Consider the following 15,903-nt stretch of genomic DNA (forward strand, 5'->3'; position numbering starts at 1 on the left):
TTACTATTTACCGTTGTCCATAAATTATTTCATCATCAGGCAGCGGCCAAACATAAATTTGTTGACTGGCTGGAATTGTGGTGCCTTGCTGTCCGACAATTGGTACATTGAGCCGCTTATAGGCAAAAAACAATTGCCCTTCGGCAAACATTTCCTTACGGTATTCCTTAAGAAGTTCGTTTCGAAGTTTGGAATCGGTTGATATATCTACTTTCTGACCAATGCCGCGATGTTCACGTACCTCATCGAGCCATGCTGCAGCCTGAGCGGGAGATGTCTCGTAGCTACATTCAGCAGCGATATAATAGATTTCTGACAAGCGGATCGCAGGCGCGACCAAATAATGCAGATTGGCTGCAAAACTGTCGCCCAGTGTATTCCTTCGATATTTGTGAATAGATGATATAAAGGAATTCCCAACACTTACCGTTCCAAACCATTGCGTATAGCGCATGTCACCGCCACCGGCTCCTGCAACCTCATAAATGGTTTTTGCTTCATCCTGATCTAGATAAATCGCGCTGTTGTTATCCTGGAACCAGTCGTTGTTATAGGTGCTGTTCATGCCTGGAATGTACCAGGCAAACAATAGCTCTTTATAGAAAACCCGATCTTTTTTATCCGCATCGACGGCAAGGAAATCCGTGGCATTGGTCCATGGAAATTTTTTGACATCGATCACTTCACGTGCGTTCAGCAATGCCTTTACTTTATCTCCACTATAGAGATAGGTACGCGCTAGCAGCCCACACACGGCATAATAGTTGAGCCGGTGCCTTCTGTTTTGTAAAAAGAGACTCTTATCCTGCAGTTCTGAGTTTTTCAAGGTGTCTCCGACGGTAGGATAACCAATCACGTAGGATTTCAGACGGATGGGATCAACCTTGAGCAATTCTTTAGCGTCTTCCAGATCTCGGATCACCGAATCCAGAAGTTGTGACACCGTGGACAGTTTAGTGGATTTATTGGAATAGGTCGTTACATAGGGAATGGCTTCAATTTTGTCATTCACAATCGGAGCCGGACCAAATAGGCGTAAAGCATCAAAATGTAGGTAGGCTCTCAAAGCCAGCGACTCCCCTTTGATCAATTGATAGTTGCTTCCCGTAAATAACTGCTTTTTACGGTCAATTTCACCAAGTATCAGATTGGCATTGACAATACCATTGTATAAACCCTTCCAGATATTGTCCTTTCGACCAATAAAGTTACCATCATTGTATTTAAACAATTTGGTCTGTTGATAACGCAAGGGATCATTACTTGACAGCGCATAGTTCTGCGCAAGTACTTCTGGCGTTCCGATGGTCAGCTCCTTGCCATAGAGATCATCTTTAGCACATCGCGTATATACGCCGATCAGGGCTTCCTTGAAACCGTCCTCGGTAGAAAAGAGGACCGACTTGTCGATTTCGCTTTCAGGTTGTATATCCAGCCACTTGGAGCAAGAAAGCGTACTCAGGGCTGTGAACAGTATTAAAACTATAGTTAACTTCTTCATCTGTACATATTTTTTCCATCCGTAGGATGATACTTACCATCTTTTATAATCCTGCCTGTAGGGTAAAAGTCACACTGCGGGCAAATGGGTACGTAATTCCGCGTTCTACTTTCACCGAAGACCAACGAAAAATATCATTTGCAACAAGTCCAACACGCAGGCTCGATAGCGCCAATTTTTTCGACAGCGCTTTTCCAGCATCGTAAGAAAGATTCAGTGACTGCAGGGCAAATAAATTGTCAGGCATGATAAAACGCGAGGATACCCGCGTTTGCCCCAGATCCTGTATGCTTTTGTAAAAGGTCACATCGCCAGGATTTTTCCATTTTTCCTCCAGGACTCTACTGTCCACATTATAACGCGGGTCGGCATTTTCGACACGGTCTACCAAGGTTTGATTATAGGTTTTACCTCCTATCCGCGTCTGGAAATAAGCGACCATCATAAATTGCTTATAGCGTAGTGTCCCGCCGAAAAATCCTTCCATTTTTGGTGTGGCCACTCCGACGACATCAATATCCCGTGCATCCCAGTCATACGACAATGTGCCATCTTTTTTGATATACACTTCCTTGCCGTTTTCCGGATCTATCCCCAAGGAAGGGACGGCATATATGGCGTCCAACGACTGACCTTCTTTATAGCGAAGCAAGGGTACGGCCATTAAATCACTCCCCTGCTGTGCTTCATCGACGCGTTCGTTGTAGCTCTTCAGTGCATTTGAAATACGTACGATTTTATTTCTGTTCCGTACCAAATTTGCCAATAGACTCAGCGTCCATTTTTCTTTTTTAAGGGCAATCCAATTGGCGTTGAGTTCAAATCCTATGTTTTCAAGATCGCCCAGATTCTCTTTATAAGAGCTGAATCCCGTAGAAGGTGCCAAGTTGATATCGGCCAAAATATCTCGGGTAATCTTATGGTAGTAGCGTGGCGAAAGTGTCAGACGATCGTGCCAAAGTCCAAGATCAAGACCGACATCGGTACTCTGGGTCTTCTGCCAGGTCAGATTTTCATTGCCATAATTACGGACCGTACTTCCCAACCCTGAGGAATACCAATTACTCTTATCATAACTATAGGTTGTCCGCGACATGTAAGGATCGAACTGTACAGACCCCGTCAGTCCTATCGTAGCACGGAGCCGCAACTGGCTGACCACATTTTTGGCAAACCATTTTTCCTTATGCATATTCCAGCCGATCCCCGTCGACCAAAATGGAGCAGTACGCTTGTTGGACCCAAATTTGGAGGAGCCATCAATACGGACGGTAGCATCCATCAGATAACGGTTATCATACGAATAATTAGCACTGAGAAAGGCACCAAATAGCCTGGAGGCACCCAAGCTACTCGAAGGACTCGCATTCTCAGCATATCCTTTGGCAAATCCCACACTGGTAAATCGGTCATTTGGAAAGCCTATCGCTTTGAAAGAACGCTCATCATAGCTTTCCGTCCGGATATTGGTTCCCCCGACCACATTGAAGCTATGTAGATCAATCGTACGCATCCAATTGAGCCGTATGTTTGCATCCCAATACAATTCATTATTTGTATAGCTGGTATAACTACCCTTTTCATCTGTTTGTGCTGTAGGATAGAAATAAAAATCATTGGCTAAGGGCGAGCGGAAATTATCATCGGTATTCAAGCGTTTCAACAAACTCACCTGTCCCCGCAGGCGCAGTCCATTGCTGAGGTCAAAATCACCGGAGAAATTGTTCAGCAATTCGGTATATCCCAGTTTATTGAAACTATTCAACGTCGCATTGTAAAGTGGATTCAAGACATATTCCCGTTGTGCACTTCCCGAATTTGCTACCCTTGTCCATACATCGGCCTCCTGTATTATATTTCCTTGATCATCTGTCATGCGGTAATAAGGATTCATTCTGACATAATCTGCAAAATTTCCATAGGGAGATTCACGTCCATCGACCACTGTTACGGCAAGCTCGTTCTGAAATCTAAATTTACCTTTGAGGTTATAGCTAAAGTTTAATCCGCCCGAATATTGATTTCTTCCCGATCCTTTCATCACACCGGGCCTGGTCTGATAACGCATGTCCACGCCATAACGAAACGTCTCCGAACCACCTTCCAGATAAAGGCCATGCTTTTGCCCAACCGCAGTCCGTACAGGCTGTGACAGCCAATAGGTATCCACACCGCCAAGGACATTGGCCAGCTTTTGATAATACAGTTCATCCAAGGCATCCTGTGGCTGCCGCTGAATCGTGGCATCATACAGCCCGGCCAGCTTCTCATAGGCCAATTTATCAGCAGCATGCAAAACATCATATCCGGTCAGGTCGGGCATATTCACATTGCTCTCATGCGTATAAGTCAACTGCAATTTACCGTCCTTGGGCATTTTGGTCGTAATGACCATCACACCGTTGGCCGCTCTCGAACCATATATGGCGGTTGCAGCAGCATCTTTCAAGATCGTGACGCTTTCAATGCGGGTCATATCCAGGTCGAGCACCTTCTGTACACTTACTTCAAAACCATTTAATATAAAGGCCGGCATATTGATTGTGGTCGTGATATTATCCCTTCGCAGCACTTCATTCCCTCCGGTGGGCAATGAAGAAGATCCACGCACATTGATATTTGGCAAAGCATTGGGATTGGATCCAGCAAGATTGTTGTCGAGCAATTTAAATGATGGATCGAACACTTGCATGGCCTGCAGCACATTCTGCGGATTGACCTGCCGTAGTTCATCACCACTTTTGGTAATAGCAGTTCCGGTATAGGAATCTTTTTTTAGTATCTGATAACCGGTAACAACGACCTGCTCTAGTGCATTCGCTTCTTCTTCCATCACTACACTATACTCATCTTTGTTTTCGACCAAGGCGAGTGTGTAGTTTTTATAGCCCACCCGACTTAATGTAAGCGGTTGCATTGTACCGACAAAAGAAAAGCGTCCCTCTTTATCGGCCACTGCGATGGTATTGCCCAACTGTGAAATGTTCACGTCGGAAAGCGGCGTACGGTCTCTCCCAAGGACTTGTCCGCGAATCTGTTTTTGGGATGATTTTTCTACCGGGGGGAGGTTTTTGGGCTCGGATTTCCGTGGACTTATTTTTTTTTCCAGGAAAATCGTCTTCGATTCAATCGTGTAGCCGATTTCCTGCGGACTTAAAATTTTATCAAGAAATAATTTAAGCGGCATTTTGTCCGCTTTAATTGAAATTGGCTTCGCCGACTCCAATATCTTTTTGGCTCCGAGCACTTCATAGTTCGTCTGAATTTTGACCACCTGCAGCACATCCATCAGTGGAACATTGCGCCCGGCATAGGTTACGGTTTGCCCATTTACCTTATGACCCAGCTGTAGCAAGACAGCCAAAATGAGCCATAAAAAGGGTCTGGTCGCTTGTGAAAAACAACTTAATTTCATTAATTCTAGTTAGTTTAGTTAGGTTAGATTGCAGGATCGATTGCATAGATGACAAGATCCACTGCCCAATTTGTTAATTCATATCGTTTGGTCAAGTATAATTTTACGTTCTTTACTGCCCTCCTTTCTGTGCTTTAGGATTATTTTTTTCAATGATGAGTTTCCCATCGTCCGTCAAGTGATAGGACAGATCCTGGTCTTTTAATATTTTTAGGATCGTTGATAACTTGCTCGTTCTGAATGTTCCCCCGAAGAAGGAAACATCGGGTACATCGCCTTTATAAATCACATCAACCGCATACCATTGAGACAGTTCATCCATGACCTGCCGAAGTGATTTTCCGTCAAAGTTGAATTTGCCATATACCCAAGCCATTTCCTGCGCTATGTTGACCGGATGCTTGGTAAGCTGCGTTCCGGCATTGACCGACTGATCGCCGGGGAGCAAGGTTACTTTTTGGCCTTTGATCAATTCTTTTACCTGTACTTTTCCCTCCAGCAAGGTTGTTTTTGTCTGTGCTGCTGTCGGATAGGCATTGATATTAAAATGCGTTCCAAGCACCTTCACCTGTTGATTTTTGGTGTGCACAATAAAGGGTTGATCTTTGCGTTTTGCAACTTCAAAATAGGCCTCGCCCTGGAGACTGACCTCGCGTCTGTCTTTCGCGAATACCGTCGGATAAGCAAGTGTAGTCCCAGCATTTAGCTTCACCTGAGTGCCATCGGGCAAAGTGACCTCGTAGGTACCACCACGCGGAGTTTCTATCCGGGCAGATACCGCTGCATCGATCGACGCCACTTCGTGACCATCGTTATAACGTATACCTCCGCCATCGATCACGACTTGCTTTTCGCCCCTATCCAAAGCATATTGTCTACCATCTGAGAGTGTTATAATCGCCCGATGGGAAGCCGGAAGGCGGTCATTTACAGCCTCAAATTGGGTTTGAACCGGCCGGCTGTTATCCTGATTCCAATACCACACAACCGAAAGTGCTAACAGCACACTAGCGGCAGCAACATAAGGCCATAGACGCTGCAGCAGCCCGGACCTTTTAGTTGAAGAACGAAAGGAAAGCTTAGCTTTTATCGACTCAAAATTACGTTGCTTTTCAAAATGCTGTAGACTGGCATAAGCCTCACGTTGCTGCGCCTTATCCAGGCAACGCCAATAAATCTGTTTGTTCATCACGGATTCTTGCAGCCAGCGTTCCAAAAAAAGACGGTCTTCGCCGCTGAGCGTTCCCCGCATTTCACGGAGGACAAGCGAACTGATACGGATAAGTTTTTCTTCTTCTTTAGGGTCCATTTTACGCTATTTCATCTATAGATACCACGCCGATTTAAAAAAGTACCAAAGACAATTAAAAAAAATTAAATTTTTCCAAAAAGGACGATCAATGAGAGTAGATAATTAAAGGAATCGCGTTTTAAATGTTGGCGTAGCAGGCCTAGGGCACGTAACTTTTGATTTTTTACTGTTTGAATATTTAGTTGCAATAGATCCGCAATTTCCTGATTGCTGTTGCCTTCGAGGTAGCTCAGCTGTATAATTTCACGTGCTTTGGGTGGCAGCTTCTGAATGGCTTCGTAGAGTTCGGCCATGGCTTCGGTATACACAATTTCATGTAGATAAGATTTTTGATTCTGTTCCTGTTGTGCCACATAACTATCGACTCGATTCAATCTTCGCTGCCGAGCGGTCTGGTGATTGATGCCTACATGACGCGTAGCCTGATAAAGCGCCGCCTTCAGATGTGATAAACTTTCAAAACGCCGTCTGCTCTGCCATAAGCGGAGAAATCCCTCCTCGGCGATATCTTCAGCTTCTTTGCTTTCATCCACAAAGCTCGATGCGTATAAACAAATGCGACTAAAATAACGGTTATATACATGCGCACAAGCCTGCTCCTCCCCGTTGAGGAAATCTTCAAGCAGCTCTTTTTCGCTCGTATAGTTCATTGGTAGATCGGTTTAGCTAGCAGTTCATCTTTTCGTGGTTAAAGATAACTAAATTAATTTTCACCATTTACCTCATCAAGCCATAAATTTTTCAGCCAAGCACATAAAAAACAAGCTCAGGTCAGTAATTTATTCAGAACTGTTTCCCTACCCTTGTTTTTTCGTTGCCAAATGCCCTACCTTTGAGCTGTCGCTTTTTAAAGCAAAACCTAATCCAATAAATCAACCTATTTGCCCTATGACACCTTGCTCCAACAAAATTTCTGATAGCACCTTTTTCCGATACCTCGTTATCTGGACAATTTTGTGCTTGATCACAGGCTTCAATTACTGCTTAGCGCAGCACAAGCAGACCGCGAAACGCGAGATACCGAGATCTATTATTGACCGAGCGCTAGCGGCCTCCATAAAAATGTATGGTATAGACAGTGTGAGCAGTCAACAAAACAGTGCGCCTTTCAGTGGAGTCATCGTGCGCTCGGATGGAACAATCCTTACGGTCGCGCATTCCACCAAGCCGGGTAATTTTTATCGGGTGATTTTTCCTGATGGCAAGCAGGGTATTGCCAAAGCGCTCGGACGACTGGTCGTCGATCAACAGAGCAACTTGCCCGATATTGCGATGATGAAGATGCAGGGCGAAGGTCCTTGGCCCTTTGCTGAAATGGGCTGGTCGTCATCCATCGCCGAAAAGCAACCCTGCTTTGGATTATCCTATCCCGAAACCCTGCCCTTCAACATCCCTTTTCTCCGCACTGGGCGCATTCTAAAAAAAATGGATGACTACGGTTTTATTCAAAGTAGCAGTATTATGGAGCCCGGTGATTCCGGCGGTCCATTATTTGACGCCTTAGGCCGCGTAATTGGCCTACATAGTCGTATCGATGCTGCGGAGGGCATCAATTTTGAAGTACCTATAAACAGCTATCGCATCTATTGGAGCTCGCTGACCCATTCGGTTGCAATAAACAGTTACCCCACTGCTACTGATTCAATCGGTAGCGATCCCTTATCGAAAAAACTTATGGTATTGGGACGCAAAAAACCGGCACAAGATCCCAAAACAAATATTCAGTCTATCCCTATCCACAGTACATTGCAGGGAGATAGCATGCATATATTAGGCACCGCATTTAATCTGGCAAACAACGAGCAGGTGATAGTATCCAAGAGTAGCCAGATTGGCGCTGCGCCAATGGCCAAATTTCGCAACAGCACCTATGCTTTGAAGATCCTGCTTAGAGATGAAGAAAACGACCTGATCGCACTTATAAGTGATCATAAATTTCCGGCAATCACTGTATCGGCGAACACCGGACTAGCCATTCCTGATTCGTTACTCGGTATAAAGCTGTGGTCGCTGCTTGCAGACACTAAACGTAAAAGCGGTGTCCTAGGCATGCCGCCGCGAACCTTTCCACGCATACCTATTCCGGGCACGTTCGATGCGCAGATGCAGGAGATTGCAGGTCTTCCAACCTTAACAAAAGTGGACAGTATGGGTGCTGCAGGACGGGCTGGACTTCGTATTGGAGATCAAATCATGGCATTAAACGGCCAGGATGTTGCAAGTGCCCTCAAAATCAATGCTGCCATGCAGCAATTTTCTGCAGGCGATACACTAGCAGTTCAATTCCGTCGCGGGGTGACGGCACTACATACCCAGGTCATTCTGTCCAAATGGGCAGTGCAGCAAAACCCACATCCCGCCAATCACATTCCCAAAGGAAAATCAACGCGCAGGGATAATTTTCCACGTGTATTTCTCCACGATTCCCGCATTCATGCCGACGAATGCGGAAGTCCGATCATCGACAGCGAAGGCAATTTTATAGGACTCAATATTGCACGCTTTAGTCATACAGCTTGCCTTGCTATCCCCCGAGATACTATTCTGGACATTTTATCCAAAGCGCAACACCTCATTAGCAGCTCAAAAAGATGATGTTATCAGGTAATTTTTAATACTGTCGCAATATTGTTTTGAACGAAGTCGTCGGGTAGCGATACTTGCAGGGCATTGTCGAGTTGTCGAAAGGAAATTCGATCATCCGTTCCGAGCAGCTCTACCTGACTGACCTTTCGCGTATGGCCTCTCGAACGGCCCAATGACTTGATTGTAATCTGCGTTCCGGTCGTTGTTCCCATAATAAAGGCATACACTGTATTTCCCTTTGTCGTAAAACGGACATCATCGCCGGTAAAAGCTTTACCTTTTCCTTCATTGAAGCCCTGCACATGCAATGTTGGAGCTTCCTCTTGTGCGGGTCCCTCACCAAAAATGCGCCAAGGACGCGTTCCAATGATGGCTTCTTTGTGTATGGCCATCCAGCTTCCTATGCCCTGTACCACTTCCTTCGCCCTGTCGTCGATAGAACCATCGCCGCGCAAGGGTACGCTCAATAGTAAATTACCATTTTTACTAACTACATCAATCAACATGTGAATGACGGTTTTGGCCGATTTATACTGATTATTCTCATAAATCCGGCGATCATAATGCCAGGAACCTATACAAGTGCAGGTCTGCCAGGGCTGCGGTTCAATGGTATTGCTCTGTCCCCGTTCGATATCCCATACCAGGCATTTCCGTTGCTGTTCATTCAGGATTTTACCATTGATGACCACATCAACCTTGCCTTTGTTTGCCTGCATACTTTTATTATAAAAGTCGGCCGCGATCTCCAGTCCAACATTGCTGATTGGATAAAGCGGCAGTACCGTATCGTCGAAGTAAACCATGTCGGGCTTGTAGTTATCCATCAGTTCCAGGGTGCGCGCTTTAAAATTTTCACAGTACGCTTTATGCGGTACGCTCACGCCGGAGGCGACATCCCAATGCCACTGCCGATGAACCGTGTTGTCGTCTTTGCTATCTAAACTAGGCTCATGATCCTGAGCGTAGAGCTCCTGTGGATCGTAATCTGCCCACCATTTTCCGACGCCATCTTTCTTTGTCAGCTTCCCATCGTATGGTATTCCGGCAAACTTTCCGGCTTTATCACTTCGTTGCGCTGTCTCATACCAGGTCCAGGCATGGGCTGCGTGAACGCTCACACCAAATTTGAGTCCTCGTTTTTTGGCAGCACGCTCCCAGCCGCCTACAATATCTTTTTTGGGGCCAACATTGACGCTATTCCATTGATGGTGGCTACTGCTGTAAAGATCCAGATTATCATGATGATTGGCTAGGGCCATGAAATACTGGGCACCGGCATTTTTATAGAGGTCCATCAGCTCTTCCGGATTCCAATTTTCGGCTTTCCATTGATGGATCACATCCTTGAAACCAAAAATGGAAGGATGTCCATATTTTTCGAGATGATACTGGTATTGATCGGATCCTTCCTGATACATACCGCGTGCATACCAGTCGCCCCTTTCCGGCTGACACTGTGGGCCCCAATGTGCCCATATACCAAATTTGGCATCCCTAAACCAATCAGGTACCTGATAATTTTCAAGTGAGCGCCAGTCGGGATGAAAAGGTACTCTTCCCAAATAGGTGTGTGCAGCGCTAAATTTGCCAAGGAAAAGCGTCGGAATAGTTGCACCGAGAAACTTAATTGCTGTTCTTCTGTCCATTATACAATGATCTTCGATCAGAATGCCTCGACACAAATTGCACGACAAAGGCATCCGGTTTATAATTTGTTATTTACTTGAATACCAAAAATACCTGTATTGGATCAGGAAAGAAACTACATAATCGATCAATACTAGTACAATATCGACACAGGATTCTTTTTGATCAGTTGAACCAAAAAAAGGTGCCCTAAAAAGGACACCTCCACCTAACACTAACTATGAATAAATAAAAACATCTATTTTCCCAGATCAATTGTTCATATCATTGCCTTTCAAATTTTTATTATTGTCCAATTCCGACTGTGGAAAAGGATAGAACATTGCTTTGGTAGACCAGCCCCCTTTTTTTAAAGGTTCCAGCCAGCTTGGATTGGCCATCCCCCACCGTAACAGGTCAAAATAACGTTGATATTCACCCAAAAATTCAACAAATCGCTCATGCACGATAATATTTTTGATCGTATTTAAAGGAACGCCGTTTTTTACTAATCCCTGAGCGATCAACCCATCTACGTCAGGAATTGTTCCATTGGATTTTTGATACCATAGGTGTGGCTGCTCATCGGGAACGATATTATTGGCGCGCTTACGCACCAGGTTGATGTATTGTTTCGCTCCGGCGATATCGCCACGTTCATTGAGACATTCCGCATAAAGCAGCAGCACATCGCTATAGCGAAAAATACGATCATTGTTGCCATTATCAAAGTCAGCGATCTGAACATCCGGACAATATTTCCGGGTACCAAAGAAATCTTTATTGGTCGCCAGGTTTTTCATCCAGTCCGTATAGGTCGTGACCTTACCGTCCAGCTGCGTAAACTTTGCACCATTCTCGCACCAAAGCGTCATATATTTTCGGGGATCTCCTTCTTCAAATTCATCATGGGCCATTTTATTGGGTGCCAGATTCCACCAGGCTCCACCCGTTCCGTCAAACATACCGATTTCCTGCCACCGCCATGAACTCGATATATCGTCCCCTAGCCAACCCGGGCCATTGTAAAGTTGCACCTCGAAAACCGATTCTTGATTATTCTCTTTCTTTTCCAAAAAATTATCGCTGTATGCGGACATCAACTGATATTCCTTGCTATCAATAACGCTTTTCAATTGAATCTCGGCATTTGCAAAATCCGCTGCCTGTCCTTTTGCCAAAATCGGTTTGTACAGGTAGGTTTTAGCCAGGTAAGCCTGTGCTGCACCTTTGGTTGCCCGACCGATCATTTTACTATCGGCATAGAGTGCTGCCCGCGTTGGCAACAATTCCGAGGCCCTCTTAAAGTCATCCACGATTAGGGCATATACGGCCCCCGCCTGTGCATTGCCGGGATAGTAATCTTCGTTGGTCTCGACAGGTTTATTGATCAGCGGAATGGTTTCGCCAAACAACATGCTCAGGTGCAAATAGTTCAGCGCTCTCAAAAAATACGCTTCCCCCAAGAGTCTATTCTTTCTATTTTGGTCTATTTCGCCTTCAAACTTCTGAATCCGATCGATGGCTAAATTAGCCGCAAACACCCCGTTCCAAAAATCTCTCCAGGTCTGGGCTGCCATCCCATCGCTCGCAGGGGTATTGTAGGTATCCTGATACATGGGTTCCCATTTGAAGGTATGATTATAATCATCCCCAGGAGCCAAGAGCTCGAAATACAAACTGCGCGCATATCCACCCTGTGTGCGGCCGATCAGTGCCTGGTAGGCCGGTATGACCGAATTTTCCAATTGATCTGCTGTTTTATAATAGGTGTCTGTCGACAATTCCTGCGGGTTGGAGAGATCCAGATTCGGTTTGCAGCTTGAAAATTGTATCAGCAATGCAGCAGCTGCAAGTTTTATATATTTTCTATTCATGATGTCAATAAGGGATTAGAATGTAAATTGAATACCCATAAAATACTCTCTTGAATTTGGAAAGCTCAACCCCCAAGGCGTTTGCCCATCGATACCACGGCTTAGATTGGAGCGTGTATCGCCCGAGCCCACTTCAGGATCATAACCTGAATACTTGGTAAAGGTCAGTAGGTTTTTTGCGCCTACGTAAAACCGCAGTCGGTCGATCTTCCAACGTTCAAGTCTCGGACTCGAAAAACTGTAACCAATGTTGACGACTTTGAGCCGCAGATAAGAACCATCCTCCACAAACCTGTTGGATGCCCTTAAATTTTGATTCGGGTCGCCGAGTACAGCACGTGGAATATTGGTATCTGTATTTTTGGGATAGATGGTTGTTTCACCGGATATGGGATTTTTGAAGACAAGTTCTTCTGCGCGGTAGCGATCAAGCGTTGACGCAAAATTATTGTAGTAATGATACATCCCCTCGCCCCAGTAGCGGCTATTGTTATAGATGTCGTTTCCCTGACTTCCTTGCCACATCATCGATAGGTCAAAGGTACCAATAGCACTCTTGTAGTTAACGTCAGCATTGAAACCATAGCTAAAATCAGGTATCGGACTTCCCAAGAAGTCCTTATCCTGATCATTTAAGACCTTGTCGCCATTTCGGTCATTGAAGCGTACATCGCCCAATGCTGCATGGGGTGCAAAAGCTTTATCAGCATCCAATTGTGCCTGACTGGTATATAAACCGTTGGTGGTGTAGCCCCAAAATTCCCCTACCGAACGACCAACTGCTGTTCTTGTGACGTTTTCACCCCCAGGAGAGATACTTCCCCATAAAATTTCATTATTGTTGCCCAGACTCAGCACGCGGTTTTTCACAAAAGAAATATTGGCGCCGATACGATAGCCAAAATTACCGACCTGATCTTTGTAGGAAGCCAGGATATCCCAGCCCCGATTCCGTATGCTACCGGCATTCAGCACGGGAAAGTTGTTACCATAGCCTGCGGTAAACGAAATGGGTACATTGATCAGCATGTCCTCGGTCTTTTTATTATAGTAATCAACTGTCAAAGCCAATTTATGATCAAAAAGCTCCAGATCGAGACCAAGATCAGTTGAATACTGACTTTCCCATTTTACATTCGGATTCGAGGGAGTCTGTGGCAGAGCCCCCGTGACCATCACATTGTTCAGGTAATACCAGACATGGTCGAAACTAACCGTCCGTTGATACTGATATTGTGCAATATCCGAATTACCCAGAAGCCCGTAACTAGCTCGGAGCTTCAATTCGCTTATTGCAGGAAACGCTCTCATAAAGGACTCCTGGCTGATGCGCCAGCCTGCAGATACCGAAGGGAAATTTCCATAGCGGTATTGATTACTGAAGTTGGCCGATCCATCCCGCCGCATGTTAAAGGTCAACAGGTAACGATTGTCATAATTATAGTTGATACGCCCCAGCATGGAATACATGGCCGACTGTCCCACACCTGACCCCACAAGACGGGAACTCGCCAGGGATGCCGAATTAAGGATCAAAACATCCGGACTCGGCAAAGCACGGGCCCCAGCATTGACAGCATTATAGCGGGATTCTTCTGAAGTGATTCCCGCCAAAGCCGAAATCGCATGCTTACCAAAGTTATTTTCATAAGTCAGCGTGTTTTCAAACAACCAGCGGTTATTCTGACTGCTGGAAATATTAAGTTCATCCGGATTATGGTTCTGATATTGACCAACGGAGTAATTACCAATATAGCCTTCATTGCGTATGCGGCTAAGATCAATGCCCATGTTAAATTTATATACCAGTCCTTTGATGATCTCATAAGTAGCCCAGGCATTGCCGTTTACCGAAAAGTTGTCATTGACGTTTTTATTGAGGTATGCATTTGCCAATGCACTCTGCACATCCGTTCCATTGCCAGCTCCGGCAAAACCAGTGCTGCTGTTGGCATCGTAGAGCGGTAATGTCGAGGACCACTTTTGCGCATCGATGATATTTTTGTCGCTCCAGTTGCGGCGGGTGTAACCTAAGGAAAGGGTTTCGCCTATCTTGAGTTTTCCTTTGGTAAAATCAGAGATAAATTGGGCGCCATAATACTTATTTTTATCTTGAATAATAATGGATTTGTCTGTCGCATAGATACCGCTAAGCCGAAAATTGGCGTTTTGAGATCCGCCGGAAACCGAGAGATTATGCCGTTGATAATTGCCCGTCTGCAGCAATTCGTCCATCATATTATACCCCTGCCCGATGTCGGAGGGTTTAGACAGCGCGGCCAGATAATCTTTGCGCGAGGGATCCTTATTGTACATTTCCTCATTAATCAATTCGGCCAGTTGCTGTCCGTTCAGCAGAGGTATATTATGGGAAATATTTTTGATGCCGGCGAAGGCATTATAATCGAGCTTCACGTCTCCGGCTTTACCCCGTTTTGTGGTGACCAAAATAACGCCATTGGCCCCACGGGAGCCATAGATGGCACTTGATGCGGCATCTTTCAAAACCTGAATGCTGGCAATATTATTTTCATCCGGCATAGCTCCGCCGATCATCCCATCCACGACATAGAGCGGATCGGTTCCGTTAATGGATCCAACGCCACGGATACGGATAGCGCCATTGGTTACCTGCACTCCAGGCACGGCGCTCTGAAGCGTAGCAATTGTACCTCCAGGTACTTTCACCAGATCTTTGGTGTCCACAACAGCGATTGAAGAGGTCAGATCCACCTTTTTCTGTTTGCCATAGCCCACAACAACCACTTCATCCACCGCAATTTCTGCGGCAACAAGCGGGATACTAATTTCCGAAGAATTACCGATTACATATTCTGCCTGATTATAACCCACATTGGATACAATTAGGATTTCACCCGGATTGAGCCTGAGTACAAATTCGCCTTTCTCATTGGTTGAAGTACTGAGGGTTTTATTCTTTACTTTGATCGACGCCCCGATAATGGGTTTTCCTTGATCACTTACGATCTTTCCATGGATCACCTTTTCTTGAGCAGACAGTCGTCCAATGGACATTAACATGGAAGCCATTAACAACCACTTCACTTTCCTATTCCTTTCTTTAGGAAAACAAAAGAAAGAAGACACATAATTTCTGTTCATAATCTTTTTTGAGATAAATGTCTTTTTGCCCCGAGAGGCGAGAACTTGGTTATTTATTTATACAAATTGGTTATTCGTTATTCCCTTTGTCGGATCAGTCATTCGAATGAGCCAGCTATTCGCCAATTGGTTATAAAACAAAGCTAGAAGTTTCGGTAAGATCGCTTTGCAACGAATATTTAAAAGAAGGGTAAAAATGTTTAAAACCTGTTATCAAGGACATCTCTAATTGATTTTAGCTAAAGATTCAAAGCCAACCTTTCGAACGAAAACAGCAAGTCTATGGGAAAAGCCTTTCGGGAAGGCTTATAAAAATGCAGCGATCAGCACGCTACGAAAAACAATTTAACGCAAAAAATAATCCCTCATAATTTTTCATCTTTTGAAGAAATATCAACTATATTTCACATCTTTGAATTGATTTATGCAATCGATTGAATTAACCATTTAACGCATATTT

8 protein-coding genes are annotated in these 15,903 nt (G+C 44.9%); 1 reads left to right on the forward strand and 7 read right to left on the reverse strand.

Features of this window, described 5'->3' with window-relative positions; all coding sequences use genetic code 11:
- Positions 1 to 7 precede the first annotated feature (7 nt).
- From B3P16_RS06135 to B3P16_RS06150, 4 genes are all read right to left on the reverse strand, one after another.
- Entirely contained in the window at positions 8 to 1,501 is a 1,494-nt protein-coding gene (locus B3P16_RS06135) for a RagB/SusD family nutrient uptake outer membrane protein (RefSeq protein ID WP_286841822.1), read from the reverse strand.
- A 43-nt stretch (positions 1,502 to 1,544) separates the two neighbouring features.
- Positions 1,545 to 4,916, reverse strand: a complete 3,372-nt coding sequence (locus tag B3P16_RS06140; RefSeq protein ID WP_286841824.1) for a SusC/RagA family TonB-linked outer membrane protein — start codon at positions 4,914 to 4,916, stop codon at positions 1,545 to 1,547.
- Positions 4,917 to 5,028: 112 nt separating this feature from the next.
- Positions 5,029 to 6,225: a FecR family protein gene (locus B3P16_RS06145; RefSeq protein ID WP_286841826.1), complete on the reverse strand. Its 1,197-nt coding sequence runs from the start codon at positions 6,223 to 6,225 to the stop codon at positions 5,029 to 5,031.
- A 65-nt stretch (positions 6,226 to 6,290) separates the two neighbouring features.
- The gene (locus B3P16_RS06150) at positions 6,291 to 6,878 is read right to left on the reverse strand and encodes an RNA polymerase sigma factor (RefSeq protein ID WP_046675251.1); all 588 of its coding nucleotides are present in this window, start codon (positions 6,876 to 6,878) and stop codon (positions 6,291 to 6,293) included.
- Positions 6,879 to 7,116: 238 nt separating this feature from the next.
- Between B3P16_RS06150 and B3P16_RS06155 the strand changes: the two genes are divergently transcribed.
- The gene (locus tag B3P16_RS06155; RefSeq protein ID WP_286841828.1) at positions 7,117 to 8,823 is read left to right on the forward strand and encodes a trypsin-like peptidase domain-containing protein; all 1,707 of its coding nucleotides are present in this window, start codon (positions 7,117 to 7,119) and stop codon (positions 8,821 to 8,823) included.
- A 5-nt stretch (positions 8,824 to 8,828) separates the two neighbouring features.
- On the opposite strand, the gene B3P16_RS06160 is transcribed toward B3P16_RS06155, so the two are convergent.
- The 3 genes from B3P16_RS06160 to B3P16_RS06170 all read right to left on the reverse strand — a co-directional run bounded on the left by B3P16_RS06160 (position 8,829) and on the right by B3P16_RS06170 (position 15,443).
- Complete coding sequence (locus tag B3P16_RS06160) at positions 8,829 to 10,463, reverse strand: alpha-L-fucosidase (RefSeq protein WP_286841830.1); 1,635 nt, start codon at positions 10,461 to 10,463, stop codon at positions 8,829 to 8,831.
- Positions 10,464 to 10,715: 252 nt separating this feature from the next.
- The gene (locus B3P16_RS06165) at positions 10,716 to 12,320 is read right to left on the reverse strand and encodes a RagB/SusD family nutrient uptake outer membrane protein (protein ID WP_286841832.1); all 1,605 of its coding nucleotides are present in this window, start codon (positions 12,318 to 12,320) and stop codon (positions 10,716 to 10,718) included.
- A 15-nt stretch (positions 12,321 to 12,335) separates the two neighbouring features.
- Positions 12,336 to 15,443 carry a SusC/RagA family TonB-linked outer membrane protein gene (locus B3P16_RS06170; RefSeq protein WP_286841834.1) on the reverse strand — a complete coding sequence of 1,036 codons (3,108 nt, stop codon included), beginning with the start codon at positions 15,441 to 15,443 and terminating at the stop codon, positions 12,336 to 12,338.
- Positions 15,444 to 15,903 lie beyond the last annotated feature (460 nt).

The organism is Sphingobacterium sp. UBA7631 (genome assembly GCF_002483935.1).
Lineage (GTDB): Bacteria > Bacteroidota > Bacteroidia > Sphingobacteriales > Sphingobacteriaceae > Sphingobacterium > Sphingobacterium multivorum.

Bases quoted from the DNA above. Each gene is read 5' to 3' on its own strand.
- B3P16_RS06135 (WP_286841822.1), bottom strand. From the start codon at position 1,501: ATGAAGAAGTTAACTATAGTTTTAATACTGTTCACAGCCCTGAGTACG.
- B3P16_RS06140 (WP_286841824.1), bottom strand. From the start codon at position 4,916: ATGAAATTAAGTTGTTTTTCACAAGCGACCAGACCCTTTTTATGGCTC.
- B3P16_RS06145 (WP_286841826.1), bottom strand. From the start codon at position 6,225: ATGGACCCTAAAGAAGAAGAAAAACTTATCCGTATCAGTTCGCTTGTC.
- B3P16_RS06150 (WP_046675251.1), bottom strand. From the start codon at position 6,878: ATGAACTATACGAGCGAAAAAGAGCTGCTTGAAGATTTCCTCAACGGG.
- B3P16_RS06155 (WP_286841828.1), top strand. From the start codon at position 7,117: ATGACACCTTGCTCCAACAAAATTTCTGATAGCACCTTTTTCCGATAC.
- B3P16_RS06160 (WP_286841830.1), bottom strand. From the start codon at position 10,463: ATGGACAGAAGAACAGCAATTAAGTTTCTCGGTGCAACTATTCCGACG.
- B3P16_RS06165 (WP_286841832.1), bottom strand. From the start codon at position 12,320: ATGAATAGAAAATATATAAAACTTGCAGCTGCTGCATTGCTGATACAA.
- B3P16_RS06170 (WP_286841834.1), bottom strand. From the start codon at position 15,443: ATGAACAGAAATTATGTGTCTTCTTTCTTTTGTTTTCCTAAAGAAAGG.